General features: G+C 59.9%; 18 protein-coding genes and 1 riboswitch. Of the genes, 10 read left to right on the top strand and 8 right to left on the bottom strand.

The window, feature by feature from the left end:
• Nucleotides 1–25 precede the first annotated feature (25 nt).
• Entirely contained in the window at nucleotides 26–871 is an 846-nt protein-coding gene (fghA, locus tag Q669_RS18465; protein ID WP_014420174.1) for an S-formylglutathione hydrolase, read from the top strand.
• A gap of 1 nt (nucleotide 872) precedes the next feature.
• Here fghA and Q669_RS18460 read toward each other — a convergent pair whose 3' ends face one another.
• Nucleotides 873–2000, bottom strand: coding sequence for an HD-GYP domain-containing protein (locus tag Q669_RS18460; RefSeq protein ID WP_022993416.1), 1128 nt, complete (start codon nucleotides 1998–2000; stop codon nucleotides 873–875).
• A 249-nt stretch (nucleotides 2001–2249) separates the two neighbouring features.
• Between Q669_RS18460 and Q669_RS18455 the strand changes: the two genes are divergently transcribed.
• Entirely contained in the window at nucleotides 2250–3269 is a 1020-nt protein-coding gene (locus Q669_RS18455; protein ID WP_022993415.1) for a GGDEF domain-containing protein, read from the top strand.
• Here Q669_RS18455 and Q669_RS18450 read toward each other — a convergent pair.
• On the bottom strand, nucleotides 3230–4669 hold the full coding sequence (locus tag Q669_RS18450) for an MATE family efflux transporter (protein ID WP_022993414.1): 1440 nt from the start codon (nucleotides 4667–4669) through the stop codon (nucleotides 3230–3232). The two genes, Q669_RS18455 and Q669_RS18450, sit on opposite strands and share 40 nt — an antisense overlap.
• 168 nt (nucleotides 4670–4837) lie before the next feature.
• Between Q669_RS18450 and Q669_RS18445 the strand changes: the two genes are divergently transcribed.
• The 3 genes from Q669_RS18445 (at nucleotide 4838) to Q669_RS18435 (ending at nucleotide 8998) form a co-directional block, all read left to right on the top strand.
• Nucleotides 4838–5710, top strand: coding sequence for a carboxylate/amino acid/amine transporter (locus Q669_RS18445; RefSeq protein ID WP_022993413.1), 873 nt, complete (start codon nucleotides 4838–4840; stop codon nucleotides 5708–5710).
• A gap of 149 nt (nucleotides 5711–5859) precedes the next feature.
• Complete coding sequence (locus tag Q669_RS18440; protein WP_022993412.1) at nucleotides 5860–7434, top strand: PAS domain-containing methyl-accepting chemotaxis protein; 1575 nt, start codon at nucleotides 5860–5862, stop codon at nucleotides 7432–7434.
• A gap of 169 nt (nucleotides 7435–7603) precedes the next feature.
• Nucleotides 7604–8998 (top strand): sodium-dependent transporter, encoded by a 1395-nt coding sequence (locus tag Q669_RS18435; protein WP_011783817.1) that lies wholly within the window; start codon nucleotides 7604–7606, stop codon nucleotides 8996–8998.
• Nucleotides 8999–9073: 75 nt separating this feature from the next.
• Here the strand turns inward: Q669_RS18435 and Q669_RS18430 are convergent, their stop codons facing one another.
• From Q669_RS18430 to Q669_RS18415, 4 genes are all read right to left on the bottom strand, one after another.
• Nucleotides 9074–9697, bottom strand: coding sequence for a hypothetical protein (locus Q669_RS18430; protein WP_022993410.1), 624 nt, complete (start codon nucleotides 9695–9697; stop codon nucleotides 9074–9076).
• An 83-nt stretch (nucleotides 9698–9780) separates the two neighbouring features.
• Nucleotides 9781–10359, bottom strand: coding sequence for a QsdR family transcriptional regulator (locus tag Q669_RS18425; protein WP_011783819.1), 579 nt, complete (start codon nucleotides 10357–10359; stop codon nucleotides 9781–9783).
• A 61-nt stretch (nucleotides 10360–10420) separates the two neighbouring features.
• The gene (locus tag Q669_RS18420; protein WP_036149971.1) at nucleotides 10421–11143 is read right to left on the bottom strand and encodes a 3'-5' exonuclease; all 723 of its coding nucleotides are present in this window, start codon (nucleotides 11141–11143) and stop codon (nucleotides 10421–10423) included.
• On the bottom strand, nucleotides 11136–13013 hold the full coding sequence (locus tag Q669_RS18415; protein WP_011783821.1) for a putative nucleotidyltransferase substrate binding domain-containing protein: 1878 nt from the start codon (nucleotides 13011–13013) through the stop codon (nucleotides 11136–11138). Before Q669_RS18415 ends, Q669_RS18420 begins: the two co-directional genes overlap by 8 nt.
• Nucleotides 13014–13153: 140 nt before the next feature.
• Here Q669_RS18415 and cobU point away from each other — a divergent pair, with 140 nt between their 5' ends.
• A complete protein-coding gene (cobU, locus tag Q669_RS18410) occupies nucleotides 13154–13684 on the top strand; it encodes a bifunctional adenosylcobinamide kinase/adenosylcobinamide-phosphate guanylyltransferase (protein WP_022993408.1) in 531 nt (176 codons plus the stop codon).
• Here cobU and Q669_RS18405 read toward each other — a convergent pair.
• Together Q669_RS18405 and cobT are read right to left on the bottom strand one after the other, a co-directional pair.
• Entirely contained in the window at nucleotides 13668–14267 is a 600-nt protein-coding gene (locus Q669_RS18405; RefSeq protein WP_022993407.1) for a histidine phosphatase family protein, read from the bottom strand. The two genes, cobU and Q669_RS18405, sit on opposite strands and share 17 nt — an antisense overlap.
• A gap of 4 nt (nucleotides 14268–14271) precedes the next feature.
• The gene (cobT, locus tag Q669_RS18400; RefSeq protein ID WP_022993406.1) at nucleotides 14272–15330 is read right to left on the bottom strand and encodes a nicotinate-nucleotide--dimethylbenzimidazole phosphoribosyltransferase; all 1059 of its coding nucleotides are present in this window, start codon (nucleotides 15328–15330) and stop codon (nucleotides 14272–14274) included.
• Nucleotides 15331–15456: 126 nt separating this feature from the next.
• Between cobT and cbiB the strand changes: the two genes are divergently transcribed.
• The 4 genes from cbiB (at nucleotide 15457) to Q669_RS18380 (ending at nucleotide 20579) form a co-directional block, all read left to right on the top strand.
• Nucleotides 15457–16404: an adenosylcobinamide-phosphate synthase CbiB gene (gene cbiB, locus Q669_RS18395; protein WP_227501148.1), complete on the top strand. Its 948-nt coding sequence runs from the start codon at nucleotides 15457–15459 to the stop codon at nucleotides 16402–16404.
• Nucleotides 16401–17465 carry a threonine-phosphate decarboxylase CobD gene (gene cobD / locus Q669_RS18390; protein ID WP_022993404.1) on the top strand — a complete coding sequence of 355 codons (1065 nt, stop codon included), beginning with the start codon at nucleotides 16401–16403 and terminating at the stop codon, nucleotides 17463–17465. Before cbiB ends, cobD begins: the two co-directional genes overlap by 4 nt.
• A 24-nt stretch (nucleotides 17466–17489) precedes the next feature.
• Nucleotides 17490–17699: riboswitch (cobalamin riboswitch) on the top strand.
• A gap of 154 nt (nucleotides 17700–17853) precedes the next feature.
• Entirely contained in the window at nucleotides 17854–19662 is a 1809-nt protein-coding gene (locus Q669_RS18385; RefSeq protein ID WP_022993403.1) for a TonB-dependent receptor domain-containing protein, read from the top strand.
• Between the two features lie 26 nt (nucleotides 19663–19688).
• Nucleotides 19689–20579, top strand: a complete 891-nt coding sequence (locus Q669_RS18380) for a cobalamin-binding protein (RefSeq protein WP_022993402.1) — start codon at nucleotides 19689–19691, stop codon at nucleotides 20577–20579.
• Nucleotides 20580–20618: the final 39 nt, after the last annotated feature.

Below are 20618 nucleotides of genomic sequence, written 5' to 3'. Positions count from 1 at the left end.
ACATCCTTAACTCCGGGGGGGATCTATGGACCTGTTATCCACCAACGTCTGTTTCGACGGAGAACACCGCCGCTATCGCCATACCTCCGCTACCCTGGAGTGCGACATGGAATTTGCGGTGTTTCTTCCTCCTGCGGCGCTGGGTGCTCAGGCCAAAGAGGTGCCGGTGCTGTACTGGTTGTCGGGCCTCACCTGCACCGATCAGAATTTCATGCAGAAAGCCGGCGCCCAGAAACTCGCTGCAAAGCTGGGCCTGGCCATTGTCTGCCCGGATACCAGCCCCCGAGGCGTGAATCTGCCCGGCGAGGATGACAGCTATGATTTTGGCTCCGGAGCCGGTTTCTATGTCAACGCGACCCAGCAGCCCTGGGCGCCGCATTACCGGATGTATGATTATGTGGTCAAGGAGCTGCCGCAGCTGGTGGAAAACGAGTTGCCGCTGAACGGCGAACGTTCGGTCAGTGGCCATTCGATGGGCGGGCACGGGGCTCTGATTGCGGCTTTGAAGAACCCGGGGTATTACAAGTCGGTATCGGCCTTTGCTCCAATTGCCAACCCCATGGCCTGCCCCTGGGGCCAGAAGGCGTTTAGCGGATACCTGGGTGACGATCAGTCGGCGTGGGAAGCCTGGGATGCCACTGTGTTGATTCCGACGGCAAAGGAACGGCTGCCGCTACTGGTGGACCAGGGTACGGCCGATGAGTTTCTGGACAGCCAGCTGAATCCGGATGCCCTGGCCGATGTGTGTGAGAAATTTCATCATCACCTGAACCTGCGTATGCATCGGGGCTATGACCACAGCTACTTCTTTATCGCCTCGTTCATTGACGATCACCTGAACCATCATGCCCGGGCACTTGGGCTGATCTGATTCAGGAGCGGAAGCCCCAGAGCATGCTGAAATCCATGGATGGCATGATCTCGGGCTCTTCCGGCGCTCGAATGTTGTATTCCAGCAGGCTGGTATCGCGCTCAACGGTGCCGCTGTAGCGGTTGCCTCGGGGGCCGAATATCGCCTTCACGAAAGGTCCCCGGGTTCGATCCGCCCGGCGTGTAACCACCCCCACCTCGTTGTTGACCAGCCGGACCAGCATGCCCGGGGGATGATCGCCCAGTACCAGCAGCAATGAACGCGGAATGGCCGGCCGGAACTTGCCATCTGCCAGGGTGGCGATGAGTTTGCGGGCCTCGGTGATGTTCATCCGGTTGCGATAGGCCCGTTTGGTAATCATCGCCACATAGCGTTCAGACAGCGCCAGAATTTCCGCTTCTGGCAGGATTTCCCCGCCACTGAGGCCCTCCGGATAACCTGAACCATCCGCCTGCTCGTGGTGCTGGGCAATAATCCGGAGTAGCAGCTTGTTGCTGATGCCGGCAGACTTCAGCGCGTCGATACTGCGCAGGGGGTGTTTGCGAATCACCGCGCGCTGGTCGTCCGTGAGCACCTTGTTGGAGGCGTTGAGCTGGTCGGCCACTGGCACCAGCGCAAGGTTGGCGGTGAGCGCGGCAGCGGTCAACACGGTGGCTCGCTTTTCCTCCAGCCCGAACTGGCGGGCGATGAAATGGCACAGGATGCCGTAGAACAGGATCTGTTCATGGATGGTGGGGCCGATGGAGTACAGGTGCACCAGCGCCAGGCTGGCGTCGGGAGCTTCCTGGCAGGTTTTATCCAGCATCCGGCACAGGCCCAGCAGGCGCTTCTGGGCGGTGGGGTCTTCTGAGGTAATGGCCTTGAGCGTGGTTTCCAGCGTGGTCAGCAGGTCACCGTATTCCGCAAACGGATTCCGTTGGCGCAGGTCTTCAAACGCTTCCTCTTTCGGCCGCTCGATCTTTCGGGGCTTGAAGCGCCCTCTTTCAAACAGCTGCTCGAGCTGGCTGTTGGTCTGAATCACATAGCCCTGACGCAGAAGAATATTGCCTTCTGAGTCGAAAACATCCCAGGGCAGTGGCTTGCCTATGGTGAGTGCCCCGGGGGCTATTCTTATCAGTGAGTTAGACACAATGTTCCTGAATCTGCAGCCGGTGCGCGATAGTATGACTGGCCAATAGGTTTGAAGCTAATGATCGTTGCCTGGACGATTATAAAGTGGATTACATTGGAATATTAGAGAAAAGCAAAGCGTGATGCAGGTCACATTATGTCGCCTTTGGTGGTAGATTTGTTAAGAATCGTTGCCCTGGAACGACCGTTTGAAAAGCTTGGGCTACTCTTGGATGCTAAATAATACTTTTGTCGGATCCAGGGCAGCATGTTTCACCGTCCGAAAAACGATTTTCGTTTATCCATCATTACCTTGCTGGGCATCAGCGGGCTGGTGGGCATCACGCCGTTTGCGGTGCTGCGGTTTATGCAGGGCAACCTGCTGGCGGGCGTGGTGGATAGCGCGATTCTGGGCGGTATTGCGACGAGTATGGCTTACGCCTGGTTAACGGGGGATACCCGCAGGACGGGCCTGGTCATGGCGATTATTTCATCCTACGGTGCTGTGGTGGTTGGCAGCATTGTGGGTGACCCGGGGTTGTTCTGGTTGTATCCCTGCCTGGTAACCACCTTCTTCTTGGTCGGCCCGAGAATTGCGGTGGGTATTAACCTGTCCGCTATCCTGGCGATGATGGTGGTTGGGCTGGCCTTCAGCAGCCAGGAGCAGATGTGGTCATTCTCCTCTACCGCAGTGGTGGTCAGTGTCTGCGCCTATGTTTTTGCCCACCGCAACCATAGCCAGCGTCGGCGCCTGGAGCAACTGGCCACCATCGACCCGCTGACCGGCGTAAAGAACCGCCGTTCCATGGATGAAGAGCTGGATGTGGCCGCTGCGAATGCCGAGCGTTCCGGCCTGCCCTACGCTCTGGTGTTGCTGGATATCGACCACTTCAAGAAGATCAACGATGAGTATGGCCATGGTGTAGGTGACGATGTGCTCACCGAGCTGGTGGCCCTGCTGGAGAGCAATACCCGCCGTTCCGATCAGCTGTTCCGATACGGTGGTGAGGAATTTGTATTACTGCTACCAGGTGTTGATGGCGTGAATCTGCGTGCGGTGATGAACAATCTTCAGCAGGTATTGCGCAAATACATGAAACACCCCGGTGGGCCGGTAACCGCCTCATTTGGTGTGGCCCTGCTGGGCCATGGCGAGAGTGTGGATAGCTGGCTGGCCCGGGCCGATAATGCCCTGTACACCGCCAAGGAAACCGGGCGCGACCGGATTGTCTACGCTGAGGAGATCGGTCAGCTCATGCCGGAGCCGGTCCCCACGGCTGCAGGCTGAGTATCTTCATCAACGGGTGTTGGTGGCTGAAAACGAAACAGGCGCCAGCCGAGTAACAGGCTGGCGGAGGTCAGTCCGGCGGTTAGTCCTACCCAGAAGCCTGCAGCGCCCAGCGCCGGCCACAGCCAGTCGGTAAATGTCAGTACATACCCCAGCGGCAGGCCCACCCCCCAGAACGAAAACAGCATGATGAACATGGGAATGCGGGTGTCCTTGTAGCCACGCAGGGCGCTGATACAGGTTACCTGGATAACATCGGCAATCTGGAACATGGCGGCGAAGGTGAGCAGCCGAATGGTGACCGCCTGAACCTCGGCATCGCCGGAATACAGGCTGGCAATCGCGCCGGAGAACACGAACAGCAGGGTGGCAAACAGCAGGGCGATGGCCGAGGCCAGAATCAGCGAGCTGCGGGAGATGAGCCGGGCGGAATCCGGGGCCCGCGCACCTACCAGAAAGCTCACCCGCAGGGTCAGCGCCATGCCGACGCTCAGCGGCAGCATGAACAGCAGCGATACCACATTCAGGGCAATCTGATGCCCGGCAACCACCACTGGCCCCAGCGGTGCCAGGAACAGTGCAATTACTGCAAACATGCTGGCTTCCACGAAGATGGTGAAGCCGATGGGCACGCCAATGCGCAGGATGTAGCGAATGCCGGCCCAGTCGGGCTTCACCCAATCGGCAATCAGATGAAACTGGCGGAAGGTCTCGCTGCGGTTCAGGTAGATCAGCATGGCGATGGCGGCGATACCGTTGGAGATGGATGTGGCCCAGCCACAGCCGACGCCGCCCATGGCGGGAAGCCCGAGTTTGCCGTAAATGAAGATGTAATTCAGGGGCAAATTAATCAGGGTGCTGAGCACGGAAAACGCCATGATGACCCGGGTATGACCCAGGCCATCGGTCAGGCCCCGAAGGGCGTTGATCAGCAGCAGCGCGGGAATGCCCCAGGCGAATGCGTCGAGATAACCCTGGGTGATGCCGGCGGTGTGCGGGTCGAGTCTCAGCAGGGCCAGGACGGGATGGACATTGGTCAGCAACAGCGCCATCACTACGGTGCCGCCCGCCGCAATGTAGATGCCCTGCCAGGTTGCGGGCATGATCTTATGGGTTGTCCGAGCGCCGTTGTAGCCGGAAATGATCGGTTGCAAGGCGCCGAGCATGCCCATGAAAAACAGGAAAAGCGGCATCCACAGGCTGCTGCCGATACCCACGGCCGCGAGGTCTTCGGCACTGGCGTGGCCAGCCATCACGGTATCGATCACACCATTGGCCATCTGTGCCACCTGGGCAATCAGAATCGGGCCGCCCAGAATGGCCAGGGTTTTCCACTCGGCGAGCGTGCGCTGAATCAGCGGCTGGCGGGCTTCGGGTAATGGCTGATGGGTTTCGTCCATGGCGCTCTGGTCTTTCCGGGATAGTAACGTGGCACTCGTGCAGGACCGGCCATGGTACCTCAACCGGCAGACTCCCGCTGATAGGGGTTTCCCCGCCTGCCACCGCTGCAAAAACCACCGTAAAGCAGTAAAGTAGGCGCCCGGCATACAACAGGGGTGATGCAATCAATGGTCTTACTGGTTCTGGTTACCGTGCTCTGGGCCTTTTCGTTCAGCCTGATCGGCGAATTCCTGGCTGGCCGTGTAGACAGCGACTTTGCGGTATTGAGCCGGGTCTTGCTGGCAGCCCTGGTGTTCCTGCCGTTTACCCGCTGGCGCGGCGTTCCCTCCGGGATGAAGCTGGGCATACTGGTAACCGGTATGCTGCAGTTCGGCATCACCTATCTGTGCCTGTATCGTTCGTTCAGTTACCTGACGGTGCCGGAAGTGTTGCTGTTCACCATTTTTACCCCCCTGTACGTAACCCTGGTGGATGATGCACTGGCCCGCCGGTTTTCGCCGGTGGCCTTGCTGGCCGCGGCCATTGCCACACTGGGGGCCGGTATTATTCGATATGATGGCCTCAGTGAGGATTTCATTACCGGGTTCCTGTTGTTGCAGGTGGCCAACTTCACCTTCGCCGCCGGGCAGGTGGGCTACAAGCACGTAATGCAACGCTACCCTCTGGCGTTGCCGGGGTATCGCACCTTCGGTTATTTCTTCTTTGGGGCCTTGATTATCGCGCTGCCATCGTTCCTGATTTTCGGTAATCCGGACAAGTTGCCCTCAACGTCCTTGCAGTGGGGCATTCTTGCCTGGCTGGGCCTGGCGGCATCGGGCCTGGGGCTGTACCTGTGGAATCGCGGCGCCTGCAAGGTAGATGCCGGCACCCTGGCGGTGATGAACAATGCCCTTGTGCCCGCCGGCCTGCTGGTGAATCTGTTGATCTGGAACCGGGATGCCGATCTGCTGCGCCTGGCCGTTGGTGGTGTGGTGATAGGGTTCTCTTTGTGGGTGAATGCCCGCTATCATCCCAGGGCAAGGCTGGTTGCATCATCCTGAGTTATCTGCATTTTTTCTAAAGCGCCGTGACCTGTTGCCGTTACACGAATAGGACACGGCGTAACCTATTCGCTATTTCATTGATATATATCTATAACTAAGCTGTCGCCGTGAAATTTTTTTGAACCAACGGACAAACAGTTCCCCCCATGCGCAAGAACCTGCCTGTCACCCAGCGTGAGATCCACATACCTGACGGTATGCGGCTGATCAGTTCGACCACTCTCAAAGGGGTGATTACCTACTGCGATGATGACTTTGTCACCATCAGTGGTTACAACCGGGATGAATTGATCGGCCAGCCCCATAACCTGATCCGCCACCCGGATATGCCGCCGGCGGTGTTTGCCGATATGTGGGAATACCTGAAAGCCGGCAAGGCCTGGATGGGGGTGGTGAAAAACCGGGCGAAGTCCGGTGACCATTACTGGGTGAGCGCCTACGCTACGCCAATTTGGGAAAATGGCCAGATGGTGGGCTATGAATCGGTTCGTGTGCGGGCTTCACGGGATCAGATTGCCCGCGCTGAAAGTCTGTACAAAAAGATCTCCGAAGGTCGGTTGAGCTCCGATTGGCGCAACCGGGCTCTATCCATGGCCCGTTCAGGCTGGCCCTTTGTGGTGTCCATGGGTTTGAGCCTGGGTGCACTGGCATTCGACTCTCCGGCTTTTGCCGTGCTTCTGGTAGTGGTTGGCCACCTGCTGGGTTTTGGTTTGGTGTTTACCTCCATTTCCAACCGGCTCAAGGGCCTGCTGGCGTTGCGTCCGGATGGTTTCCAGGACCCTATCGTCGCCCGCACCTACAGCGATGAGCGTGGACTGATGTCGCGGCTGGCCTTACTGCTGGTGAGTGAGGAGGCGCGAATCAGAACCGCATTGGCCCGCATTGATGATCAGGCTGAGCAACTTCTGGAGCAGGCCAGGGCCTCCCATGGTTACATCAGCGAAGGTGCCTCTGCCATTGCCCGCCAACGGGCCGAAACGGACCAGACCGCCTCCGCCATCAACGAAATGACGGTCTCCATCCAGGAAGTGGCCGAATCCGTTAATCACAACGCCAGGGAAGCGGAACAAGCCAACCGCCAGGCCCATGAGGGTAGCGACCGTAGTGGTGAGGCACTGGGCGCCATCCAGCAACTGGTAAACCAGGTTCAGAGCATTGGTGACTCGGTGGGGCGGTTGGGCGAATCCACCCGCAGCATTGGCGAGGCGGCGGATCTGATCAGCGAAATCGCCGATCAGACCAATCTCCTGGCCCTCAATGCTGCCATTGAGGCGGCCCGGGCCGGAGAACAGGGCCGGGGCTTTGCGGTGGTGGCTGATGAAGTGCGCTCGCTGGCGCAGCGTACCCGGCAGTCGACGGTACGCATACACGAGGTGATTGAGGATTTCCGTGCCCAGGTGGATGAAACCGTGAACGCCGTGCGCGCCGGTGAAAAGATTGCCAGTGATGGTCTGAACCGGGTGCAGGGCGCGGCCGATGCGCTTAATGCCATCGTTAGCTCGGTGGATCGCATCTCCGAGAGTTTTATCACTATGTCCGCGGCGTTTGAAGAGCAGAGCCAGGTGTCGGATGAAATCAATCGCCAGGTGGTGAATATTGCCAGCCTGGCTGACCAGAGTGATGAACAGGCGGATGCGGCAAAACAGAGCAGCGACACCTTGAGCCAGATGGCCGGTGGCCTTAAAGACCTGATTGCTAGATTTGTCAGTAAAACCCGCTGATTAGCTTTCCCGGGCCGCGTCGGGAATGATGAATTCTCCCGGCGCTCGCCCCTCAGCACTGGCATCATGCCGCCAGTGCTGGCAGAATCCCGCCCCAACAGCCCGCACGTCGTGCCGGGCGATCTGACAATTCGTATTTTCCTCAGCCAAAAGCACAGGAAGCAAACACATGACTCAGTCCAACTCCGCAGCAGACAGCGGGAACGGGGCTCGCGGACTCTGGTCTTCCAAGTTCGCGTTTATTCTGGCAGCCACCGGTTCCGCGGTTGGTCTCGGTAATATCTGGAAGTTCCCCTATGTCACCGGCGAGAACGGCGGTGGTGCCTTCGTTCTGGTGTACCTGCTCTGTATTGCCATCATCGGTATTCCCATCATGATGGCGGAAGTGTTTATCGGCCGGAATGGTCGTCATAACCCCATTACCAGTTTTCGGCTGGTGGCGGAGCGCAACCTGGCGTCGCCGGCCTGGCGAGTGTCGGCCATTGTCGGCATGCTGGCTGCGTTTATCATTCTGTCCTTCTACTCGGTCATCGGTGGCTGGGCGGCCTCCTACATTGGCCACGCGGCGATGGGCGATTTCACCGGCGGCACTGCAGAATCTGTGGGCGAGCTGTTCGGTGGCCTGCTGGGCAGCCCGATTCAGCTGCTGGCCTGGCACACGGTGTTCATGGCGCTGGTGGTGCTGGTAGTTTCCCGGGGCCTGAAAGGCGGCCTGGAACGTGCGGTTACCATTCTGATGCCGGCGCTGTTCCTGCTGCTGTTGCTGGTGGTTGGCTACGCGACGACGACCGGCCATTTCGGCGAGGCGGTTAGTTTCCTGTTCACCCCGAATTTTGAGGCACTGACGGTGAAAGGCGTACTGGTTGCCCTGGGGCACGCCTTCTTCACACTGAGCCTGGGTATGGCCATCATGATGGCTTACGGTTCCTACCTGGGCCGTGATGTCTCCATCGGCCGCACCGCCGTCAGTGTGGCGATCATGGACACTGTGGTGGCACTGCTGGCGGGCCTGGCCATTTTCCCGGTGGTGTTTGCCAACGGCCTGGAAGCCGGTGCCGGCCCCGGTCTGATCTTCCAGACCCTGCCGCTGGCGTTCGGTAACATGCCCATGGGCAGCCTGTTCGGCACCCTGTTCTTCGTTCTGTTGCTGTTTGCTGCCTGGACCTCTGGCATTTCCCTGCTGGAGCCGGTGGTTGAGTGGGTTGAAGAGAAAACCAGCCTGGCCCGCACCGGCAGCGCTATTCTGGTGGGCGTGCTGTGCTGGGCGCTGGGCATTGTTTCCATTCTGTCCCTGAACGTCTGGTCTGATGTGACGCCGCTGGGCATGTTTGCCGCCTTTGAAGGCAAGACGGTGTTCGACCTGCTGGACTACTTCACCGCCAACATCATGCTGCCACTGTCTGGCCTGCTGACCGCCATTTTTGTGGGCTGGTTTGTGGCCAAGGAATCGCTGAAGAGCGACCTGGCCCTGCAGGGTGGCGCGTTCAGCCTGTGGTACAACCTGATCCGCTTTGTGACCCCGATTGCCGTGGCGATCGTGTTTGTTTACAACCTGACGGCCTGATCGCTCGCTGCTCAGGCAGCAAAAAGAAACCCCGGTGCTGGCGACAGTACCGGGGTTTTGTTTTTGGGGAGCGTGTTATTCGTAGTCGCTCTCGTCCTGCTCCATCACAGCCTTGAGGCGTTCTACGTGGGGCCTGACAGCACGTTTGTCGGCATCGCTCACTTGCTTCGCCGCACTGGATGCGCTTTTGACGGTCACCATCATCTGTTCCATCATTTCGCGCATCTGGGCTTTGGCGGCTTCGGGCATGTCGGGATTGTTTTCCATCTCGGCAATGGCGCGCTCCATCTCCGCGATATCCGGTGCCATGTCGGGCTGGGCTTCCATTTCGATGGCAAACCAGGCGCTGACGATACGGTCGCCTTTGCGGGCCCAGGCTTCCGGGCTGGAGAATCCGAAGTCATCGACCAGGTCGTCCAGGTCATCGTACATTGCGTGCCCTTTCACTTCGTCCACCATCGAGGACATCATCCGGGCGAAATCCACTTCCCGCTCATCGTCGGCTGGATCTTCGATGGATTCGATGAAGTCCTGATGCTTGTCGATCAGGGGCTGCATGGCTTCCATGCTGGCGATGAAGGAAGTGACATCGTCCTCGGTGAGGTTTTCACTGTGGGCTAACGGTGCCAGGGCCAGGCTGAGTAGCAGCAGGCCGGCTTGCAGCACGTTGAGGCGCGGTTGGGTGTTGCGGTGGTTCATGGTGCACTCCTTGCTGGTGATTTCCTGTGACTGTCAGCAAAGAGTAATCCCAGGCTGGCCAGGTTTCCAGCGGTATCAGGAGCTCAGACCTTTCCGCCCAGCAATATGCGCACGGCAGTGCAGGCATCCTCAAGCTCTTCATCGCGGGGTTCGCGGCCGCCAATGATGTCGCTGTACAGGCAGGATTCGGCGATTCGTACCATGAAGTAGGACAAGCTCTGGATGTTCATGGGTGGGCTCAGATGGCCTGCGCGCACTTCGTCTTTGAGCAGGCGGGTGTTCACTTCCACGGTGCGGGCGTGCAGCGTGGAGTGGGAGGAAGTGAGCATTTTCAGGGCGTATTCCGGGTCCTGATGCAGGAACTTTCGCAGCGGCGCGAAGTGCAGGATAGTCATGTTGATGTGGCGGAACACGCCCACCACGTAGTCGACGCCATGGCCGGGGGTAACGGCGCGGGCTTCTTTGTACAGGGGCTCGTACAGGGACCACAGGATTTCACCAATCAGCAGGTCGCGGTTACCAACCCAGCGGAACAGGGTGGCGCGGCCGATGTGGAGGTCGTCGGCGAGGGCGGCCAGGCTGATTTTTTCCCCTTTTAGCCACATTCTTCTGGCGCGGCGGAAGGCGTCCAGGGGGGTGGTTTTGGCGGTTGGTGTGGTCACTTCGGTCCCTTTGGCTGGTTTGGGGACATTCTATCGGTTGCCGGGGCTTGGGGCTATGGCATCACACCCACAGATCGCCAATGGGGGTCTCCGGGCTGAAGTGGTGCAGGATCTGGGCCTGTAGCAGTTCCGCGGTGGCGATGGCGTCGATCAGGGCGTTGTGGGAGGCATAGTGGGGCAGGCCGTAGCGTAGCCGGCTGTCGGCCAGGCGGATGGAGATCGGCTTTTTGCCCATCAGTTGCTGCCAGCGGCTGGGGTTGCGGTTTGGGTGCAGGTGCGCTTCGATGGCCATGGTGTCGATGACCGGGAAGCGGAGTTGTTCGTTCAGGCGCCATTGCAGGGCGGTGTTCAGGAACGGGCGTTCGATGTTGCGGTAGTGCACCACGGGGATTCGGCCGTTGAGGTGTTCGAACAGCGGGTCGAGTACGTCTTCCAGGTCCGGGGCGTTTTCGATTTCGCTGTGGGTAATGCCGTGGATGGTCACAGAGGTTTTGTGCAGGGGCAGTCTGGGTCGAACCACCTGGTGCCAGCATTGGCCGAGCTGGATACCTGTCAGGGTAAAGGGCACCAGGCCGATGCTGACGATGGAATGCTGGTCGGCTTCCAGGCCAGTGGTTTCGAAGTCCAGGGCCACTAAGGGGACGTCCCGGACAGGCGTGTCCGGACTGGGGCAGCCGGCTTCGTAGAAGGCGCGGATTCTGGCGTCTTTTGCCTGTTCGGCGCCTTTGCGGTAGTTCTCTGGCCAATTCTGCTTGCTGTTGCCGCTTTTGATCACGCTAGACATTCCGGGTGGCTCCCCCGGCGTTGTAGCGGAAGCGCAGGAATTTCTGGGCGTTACTGACGATCTGGAAGGCGTCTTTCAGGTGGCTGCGTTCAAACGGCGACAGGTCCTCCGGGCGCACGTTGTTGTCCGGGTCGCGGCCCTCTTCGATGGCCAGGGCCTGATGGCGGATGCGGACGATGGAGATGAATTCCAGGGCATCCCGCAGGTTGCCGGCGTCGTCGTCCAGCATGAGTTTGGTTTTGGCGATGTCGCGCAGGCGTTCGAAGGAGTTCTGGGAGCGGGAACCGCAGGCCAGGGCGTGCACCCGGATGAGGTCAGAAACCGGTGCGGTGCCGCGGCGTTTGAGGTTGAAGGTTTTCTGGTGTTTGCCGTCTTCTTCCAGGACGAAGGTGCGGAAGAAGCCCAGGGGCGGCGTGCGGTTCAGGGCATTGCGGGCCAGGAAGGTAAGGAAGCGCTGGCTGTTGCTGGCCTTGTTCACGATCAGGGTTTTCAGCTGTTCAGCATAGTCGGTTTCGCCGTAGATGCCGTCCAGGTCGAAGAAGATGTTGCTGTTGAGCAGGGCTTCGGCTTTGGGGTTGTCGATCCAGTCGGTGAAGTAATCCTTCCACACGCTCAGCGGTTGTCGCCATTTCGGATTGGTGGCCATGATATCACCGGTGCAGTAGGTGTAGCCGCATTCAGCCAGGCCGTCGGAGACAAATTTGGCCAGGGCCAGGAAGTATTCGTCGTGCTCTTCCGGAATGAAGCTGTCGTCCAGCACCATGGCGTTGTCCTGGTCGGTAACCACCAGCTGTTCATCCCGGGCCATGGAGCCGAGAGCCATAAAGCAATACGGGATGGGTGGCGGGCCGAGTTTTTCCTCGCCCAGCTCCAACAGGCGCTGACTGAAGCTTCGGCCGATGCCAGCCATGGCGCTGCCGATCATGTGGGAATTGGCGTCTTCATTCACCATGCGCACGAAGCTGTCGCGCACTTCGCGGCTGATTTTCTTCAGGCCTTTGACGTCGTTCTGGTGGTAGATGTTGCTCACCAGGTACAAGCTGCTCTGGCTCTCGTATTTGACGATGTCGGACAGCGCGATTACGCCACGCACTTCATGGTCTTCCATCACTGGCAGATGGTGCACGTTATTGTGCAGCATGGTAAGCATGGCTTCGAAGATGTAGCTGCGGGCGCTGATGGTAATCAGCCCTTCGGACATGATCTCGCTGATGGGGGTTTCTGATGGCAGTGCGTTGGTGACCGCCCGGGTGCGCAGATCCCGGTCGGTGATGATGCCCTTGAGCCGGGGCGAATCCCCACTTTCGTCCATCAGCAGCAGTGCCGACACGCCGTTGTCGGTCATGATCCGGGCGGCTTCCTGAAGGCGGACGGTGGTTGGGGCAGAGACTGGCTCGCGGGCGATTAGCCGGGTGACCTTGGCGGACATCAGTTCGTTGGATTTGTGCCGGCGCGAGACCGCCGAACGCAGACGGCTGTGGTCTTCAATCTCGACAAAATCCGCGAAGTTCTCGTCGTTTTCCCACAGATGCTGGAAGGTCTCGTAGGGGATTTTGTAGATCAGGCAGTCTTCGATGGCTTTGGCCGGAAAGCGCACTTTCTGATTGCGCAGCAGGCCAAACTGGCCAAAGATTTCGCCCTCACCGATGCGGTTGTAAAGCTCGCCCGAACGCCGGAAGATTTCCACCGCACCGCTGCGGATGTAGTGCAACCAGTAGTTCTGCTGGCCCAGCTCAAGGATCTGGGTGCCGGCCCGGTAATAGGCCACTTCGATGCCAGTGACGATGCGGTCGAGCAGTTCTTCGGGCATTTCGTCGAAGGGAGCGTGTTGGGCGATGTGGTTGCGGATGTCGAGCAGCTCGGCCTGCATGGGCTCTCCAGGGTTAATCGGTCTTGTTCTGAAGCCGGCGATTGCGGTGCCGCCGTTTCCGGAGTCTGGCCAAACTATAGCAGTTGTCTGTCCGGTTGGTGTACCTTGGCACCGGAATGGGGCGGGCTGGAGAAAGGTTTATGGTCAACAAGTTACTGGTAACCGGCGGGATTCGCTCCGGTAAGACCGGGCTGGCTGAGCAAAGGGCCAAAGCGACCGGTAACGACGTGGTTTATGTGGCGACCGCGACGGCAGGCGATGATGAAATGGCACTGCGTATCCAGCGTCACCAGGAACTGCGGCCGGACCACTGGCAGCTTGCTGAAGAGCCGCTGCGCCTGGGTCAGGTATTATCAGAGTATGCCAGCGGCCCGGGAGAACCGCCGTTGCTGTTGGTGGACTGTATGAGCCTGTGGCTGAGCAATCTGCTGTTTGCCGACGGCGCCTTGTTCCAGCCCGAACGGGCGGCCTTTCTTGAGGCGGTTGAGGTCTATCCTGGCTCCCTGGTCATTGTGACCAACGAAGTGGGGCTCGGGACCATCGGCATGGATCCGCTGACCCGTCGCTTTGCGGATGAGCTGGGCTGGCTCAATCAGGCCCTGGCCCAGCGTTGTGATGAGGTGGTGATGGCCGTGGCGGGTTTGCCACTTACCCTCAAGGCTGGTGGCTGATCAGGCTGCGAAACACACCGAATTCGGACTGGTCCACCTGTATCCGGCTGCGGCAGGCGTAAGGCACGGCAAAGCCGGTGAATGATCTCTCCAGCGGAATGCCCAATACATTGGCCAGCACCATGCGGATCACGCCTCCGTGGCAGACCACCAAGACCCGTTTGCCGGCAAGTGTTTGCTGCCATCGATCAAAACCGTCAATAGTGCGCTGGTAGAAATCCGTCACAGCCTCACCGCCGGGGGGGAGGAAGTTGATGGGGTCCTGCCAGAAGTGGTTAAGATGATCCCCATAGCGCTCCTGGATCTGCTCAGCGGTCAACCCTTCCCACTCACCAAAGCCGATCTCCCGGAGATCTTCTTCGATATGCAGTGGAATTCTGTGTTCATCGGCCAGTTGCTGGGCAAAACGCTGGCATCGTTGCATGGGTGAACTGACGATGGCGTCCCACCGATCACCCTCGGCGATGGCAGCTATCATCTGTTGCCACCCGGTGTCGCTCAAGGGGTCGTCTTTACTGCCCCGGAACATCTGGCCGCCTTCCGGTTCGCCGTGGCGTATCAGGTCGATTACTGTGGTGGTCATAGGGCTATTCTTCCGCTTTGCCACTGACGCCAGCGTCGGTAAAACTGGCCATCCGGTTATGCAGCGCGCAGGCGGCGCGTAACAGGGGAACGGCAACGGCGGCGCCACTGCCTTCGCCCAGGCGCATGCCAAGATCCAGAAGCGGCGAGGCATCAAGTGCCTCCAGCACGGCACTGTGGCCGGGTTCGGCTGACCGATGCGCAAACAGAAGCCACTCGCGCGCAGCCGGTTGTTGATGCACGGCCACCAGTGCAGCGACTGAGACAATAAAACCGTCCACCAGAACCGGGATCCGGCGCGCGGCGCAGCCCAGGATGGCGCCGGTCAGTGCGGCTATTTCGAAGCCTCCCAGAGAGGCCAGTACCATCAGCGGATCACGGTCGGGACCATGCCGTTGCAACGCGTTTTCAACCACCCTCGCCTTGCGGGCAACGCCCTCGGAGTTCAGCCCTGTGCCCGGGCCAACGAGGGTGGTGGGCTGCTGCCCCAGCAGGGCACAGGCCAGTGCTGCAGCACTGGTTGTGTTGCCTATGCCCATGTCGCCACCAATAAACAGGCGGCTGCCAACGTTTGCGGCACGCCTGGCGGCTTCGTCGCCACTGGATAGCGCGGATTCAAGCTGGCGCGAGGACATGGCCGGTGATTCTGCCATGTTGGCCGTGGAAGGCGCGATAATCTGATCTATGACGCCGGGTAACTCCGGTACTTCACCAACGGTACCCAGGTTGACCACTTCCAGACTGGCACCGAGTTCCTTGGCCATCACGCTGATGGCGGCGCCGCCGCTGGCAAAATTGGCGATCATCTGGGCGGTGACAGCCTGAGGAAATGCGGAAACGCCTTCAGCGCAAACGCCGTGATCGCCGGCAAACACCACCATTCGCACCGGATCAACGCTGGGTCTGTCGGTGCCGTGCAGGCCCGCCAGACTGATGGCGAGCTGTTCCAGCTGCCCGAGAGAGCCGGGTGGCTTTGTGAGCACCTGCTGACGCTCGGCGGCAAGCGCTGTGTGCTGAACCGAGGGCCGTGGGGGAGACGTGAGCCAGCTGTCGGGCAGTGCCATGGCGATGGGTCCTTGTGGGCGGAAAACCGAGGATGGTCTAACCGGGAGGCAAGGCTGTCAAGTTTCGTGACCGGTCGGTTAGACTTGCCGGCAATTGAATCAGGGAGACCGGCTTTGGATACGTTTGTGGTTGCAGTGCTGGTGTGCGGTGCGGCGGTTTTGTTGGACTGGTTGATGGGTGAGCCCCGTCGGTGGCACCCGCTGGTGGGCTTCGGTCGATGGGCATCCCTGTTGGAGCAACGCCTGAATGATCAGCAGACTTTCCCGGCGCAAAGCCTCTTGCTGGGGGTGCTGGCGACCCTGGTAGCGGTCATGCCAGCCGTCGTACTGGCAATTTTTCTGCAATTCCTGCTGGAGGGCTGGCTGTGGCTGCTCACTCAGGTGGCCGGTGTCTGGCTTGCCATTTCATTAAGGGGGCTGGCGGAACATGGCCGGGCGGTGTCGACTGCGTTGGCGTGCGGGGATGGTGCCAGGGCCCGGCTGGCGGTTGGCCGAATTGTCAGTCGGGATGCTGCAGTGTTGAGTGACGAAGGCGTTGCCGCCGCGGCCTCGGAATCCATGCTGGAAAACGGTGCGGATGCGGTGTTTTCAAGCGTGTTCTGGTATCTGGTCGCTGGCTTGCCCGGACTGGTTTTGCACCGGCTGGTGAATACGCTGGATGCCATGTGGGGCTACCGGACGCCACGATATCTGTATTTCGGGCGCTGCGCCGCCGGGCTCGATGATGCTATGAACTGGGTGCCTGCCCGGCTAACTGCCTTGACCTATGCGTTGCTGGGCAATACCCGGCTGGCCGTGAAATGCTGGCGTGAACAGTCCAGGGCCTGGGACAGTCCGAACGCCGGCCCGGTGATGGCAGCAGGAGCGGGCGCGCTCGGTGTCACACTGGGCGGCCCGGCGCCTTATTCCGGTGGCGTGAAGCAGCGACCGCTGCTGGGCAGCGGGCAAGGCGCCACGGCGCAAACCGTGGAGGGCGCGATTTCCCTGGTTCAGCGTGGCGTGATGTTGTGGCTGTTGGTGTTGTTGGCCTTGGCCGCAAGTCTGAATGCGTTCTGGTCAGGAGGTATCGGGTGACAGCGTTCGATGGTGCTGATTTGCCGGAGCATGGAGGTCGCCTGAGGGCAGCGGCTCAGCACTGGGGCATTCCTCCGGAACAATGGCTGGATCTCTCCACCGGTATTAATCCTGTGCCCTGGCCGGTTCCGGCAATTCCGGCGGAGGTATGGCAACGGCTGCCGGAGCCGGAAGATGGGCTGGAAGAGATTATCCGTATCTGGGCCGGGGCGCCGGAGCGTGCCTGCTGCCTACCCGTAGCGGGTTCCCAGGCGGCGATCATGGCCCTGCCAGCGGTTCGTGCCCGTAAGCATGGTTTCGGTCGGGTGGCCGTGCCCATGCCCGGTTATCGTGAGCATGGTCATGCCTGGCGGCGAGCGGGTTTCGACGTGGTGGCGATTCCTGAACAGGCGACAATGCAAGCGGAGCTGGCATGGCTGGATTCTGTGGATGTAGTGGTCTGGATACAGCCGAATAATCCGACCGGGCAGCTGATGGATCCTGCCCGTTTACGGTTTTGGCACGAGCGGCTGCGCGAGCGTGATGGCTGGCTGGTGCTGGATCAGGCGTTTATTGAGGGCGAGCCGGGCTTCGGCCTGGACCCGTGGGCGGGCGCTCCGGGGCTGATTGTGTTGCGCTCGCTGGGCAAGTTTTTCGGGCTGGCCGGTCTCCGTGCCGGTGCGGTCCTGGCCGACCCTGGTCTGGCGTGCGAGATGTCGAACGAACTTGGTCCCTGGACGGTCAGCGGTCCGGCCCGGTACCTGATGGCCAGGGCACTGCAAGACCGGGCCTGGCAGGTGGAGGCTCGTGCCAGCCTGCGAACGGCCAGACTGCGCATGGACGGCCTGCTCAGACAATATGGGATGTCGTCCCCCACCGGCACCCTGCTCTTCAGAACGGTTCAACATCCCCGCGCAGCGGGCATTGCTGACCAACTGGCTTGCCGCGGCATTCTGGTCAGGCGTTTTGACACACCCGCAGCCCTGCGTTTCGGTTTGCCACCGGATGAAACCGGTTGGCAACGGCTGGAGGGTGCGTTGTCTGAATTAACATATCTCATTGACCACCCCCACCCTGGTTGATAGTCTTGCCCGCGATTTCAGGTGCTGTATGCATTTTGTCCAGGCTGGCGATAGTCCGGAGGAGTGCCTGCAGTGAAACGGGAAGCCGGTGACATTCCGGCGCTGCCCCCGCAACGGTAATCAGGTGAAAGGCAATCCAGTACGCCACTGTGCCAATGGCATGGGAAGGTGGTTGCCCCGGAGCACAGGCTCCGCCTGTAAGCCCGGAGACCGGCCTGAAAGGCGGAACCTTGGGTTCCGGACACCAGACGTTGCGGAGGGCGACGGCGGTGGGTGAACCTGGCTCGCATTTACTGACACGCCCTCCACCCCCGTCTGAGCAGTCTGTCTTCCTCCGCAGTTAATTGATCGACCGTACGGGTGCGTGCGGTGAAACGTGAGTGAAGCTATGAGTACTGCCAAAGCCCTTCCCGCCCTGATGCTATTACCACTGGCGTTGCCTGCTGTTGCCGCCGATGAAGCGTCGGATGAACGCAAGCTGGAACCGATTGTCGTTACCGCCACCCTTGGGCCTCTGACTGCGGGTGAAAGCCTGTCATCAGTTACGGTCATCGACGAAGAAAATATCCGCGAGCAAAGCCCCTCAGAGTTCACCCAGCTGCTGCGAGGACAACCCGGCATCAACGTGACCGGCAACGGTTCCTTCGGAAAAACCACCAGTGTCTACACCCGCGGCACCGCCAACGACTCCACGCTGCTGCTGGTTGATGGTGTGCGCCTGCGTTCGGCCACATCCGGTGGTCCCTCCTGGCAGTACTTTCCCGTTGAACTGATTGAGCGGGTGGAAATTGTCCGTGGCGCCCGGAGCTCACTTTACGGTTCCGATGCTGTCGGTGGCGTTGTGCAGGCTTTTACGCTGGACCCGGAAGACACGCCGGCAGGTTGGGTAGAAGTCGGTGCAGGCAATTTCAACACGCAGAAAGGCAGTGCCGGTGCTGCTGCCCGCGCTGGAAATACCCGTTTCAGCCTGAGTGGTTTGCATAAAGAAACCGACGGTACAGCAGTGATCACCGATGGTGACGACCGGGGCTTCCGCAACACCGCCGGTATCGGACGTGTCGTCCATGAGCTGGACTCCGGCGGAGAAGCCAGCCTGGTGATGGTGCAAAGCGAGGGCAACACTGAATACGAAGGCGGCGAAATTGATTTCATGATTCGCACCATCGGCTTCGGGCTGGAAACCCCGGTGAGTGACTACTGGCGTCATTCACTTCAGTTCTCTGAATCCCGGGACGAAACCGACAACGTTACGCCCACATTCAACAGCACCTTCAATACCCGTTCACGGGCAGCGCGTTGGGACAACACCTTTACCTGGAATGTCCATGAGCTGGTGGTAGGGGCAGAGTTAATGACTGACGAAGTCAGCGGTACCACCGATTACGCCGAGACCAGCCGCACCAACACCGCCCTGTACAGCCAGTTGCGCCTGAACTTCGGCCCAACCGACCTTCAACTGAGTGTGCGCGGTGACGACAACGAAGCCTACGGCAAAAATGAAACCGGTGGCATTGCCCTTGGCCATGCTCTGGATCGATCCCACCGAGTACGGATCAGTTATGGTACGTCTTTCCGGGCACCCACCTTCAACGATCTGTATTTCCCCGGAGCCAACCCGGACCTGGAGGCAGAAGAGTCCGGAACGGTGGAGTTGGGTGCCAGTGGCCACTATCAGACCTGGTTCTGGGATGCAGCGCTGTTCCAGCTGGATGTGGACAACCTGATTGCCTGGAGCCCGACCCCCAGTGGCTTGTGGACGCCAATGAACGTCAATGAAGCCCGAATCCGTGGTGCCGAGTTCAGCGCTGGTTTTGAGCGGGATGGTTGGCGCGGTGATGCGGCTCTGACGCTGCTGGACCCGGAAGACCGGGAAACCGGAAACCGACTCCAGCGCCGGAGTGGCAAAACCCTGCGTCTTGACCTGAGTAAGCGCGTTGGTACCTGGGACTTCGGTGGCACAGTGGTGGCCGAAGGCTATCGTTACGATGACCGTGCCAACGACGACAGACTGCCCGGTTTTGCTACTCTGGACTTGCGGGCGGGCTGGCGCTTTGCCCCTGACTGGTCAACCCGGCTGACGCTGGCTAACGTGCTGGACAAGGAATACAGCACCGCTCGTTATGATCGGCAGAATGACCTGGACTACATTGCAGCCGGCCGCACTGCCATGCTGACCGTGCGTTACGATATCCGATAATAACCGTTAAACCGGGGGAGGCCTCTGTGGCAGATCTGAAGGCAATGGCTTTGATTCTGGGCGGGATGCTGCTGGCATTCCCCGCCCTGGCATCGCCGGTCTGTGCCACGGATGATCTGGGTAAAGAGATTTGCCTTGAGCAACCGGCACAACGGATTGCCGCGCTTTCCCCCGGGGCTACCGAGCTGGCCTGGGCTGCCGGAGCCGGCGATCAGGTCGTTGCAGTGGTCGCCTACAGTGACTACCCCCCGGCCGCCAAAGAAGTGACTTCGGTTGGCAGCCACACCCGCATGGATATGGAACGCTTGCTGCAACTGGAGCCGGATCTAGTGATTGGCTGGGTAACCGGTAACCCGACCGAGCAGTTGGCGACACTCAGAGAGATGGGTGTGCCTGTGTTCTCCATCGAGCCCCGCAGTTTTGAGGCAGTGTCTGACACCATCGAGCGTCTCTCTATCTTGGCCGGTACCGAAGCCGCGGGTTTTGCCGAGGCGGACCGATTTCGCAAAGGCATTACAGACCTGCGAGCCAGGTTTTCAGGTGCCGACACGGTACCGGTGTTCTATCAGGTGTGGGATGAGCCTTTGATGACGGTCAACCGTGACCATCTGATTGGTGAAATGATTGAGCTGTGTGGTGGTGACAACGTGTTTGGCCATCTGGAGAGGTTGGTGCCCAGAATCAGTGCCGAAGCCGTTATTGCGGCCAATCCCGAGGCTATCCTGGCTGGCGGGATGGGGGAGGAAAACCGCCACTGGCTGACTCGATGGCAGTCATTCCCGAGCCTGACCGCCACAGAGCGGGACAACCTGTTTTTTATCCCGCCATCTCTGGTACAGCGACCAACACCGAGAATGCTCGAAGGTACGCGCCTGTTTTGTGAAAAACTGGAGGTGGCCCGTGACCGGCGACCTTAATGGAGCCCTTGCGTGATCCGGCCGATCACTTTGCCACTG

The organism is Marinobacter sp. C1S70, assembly GCF_000475355.1.
GTDB classification, from domain to species: domain Bacteria; phylum Pseudomonadota; class Gammaproteobacteria; order Pseudomonadales; family Oleiphilaceae; genus Marinobacter; species Marinobacter nauticus.
This window is presented reverse-complemented; position numbering and strand designations above follow the sequence as displayed.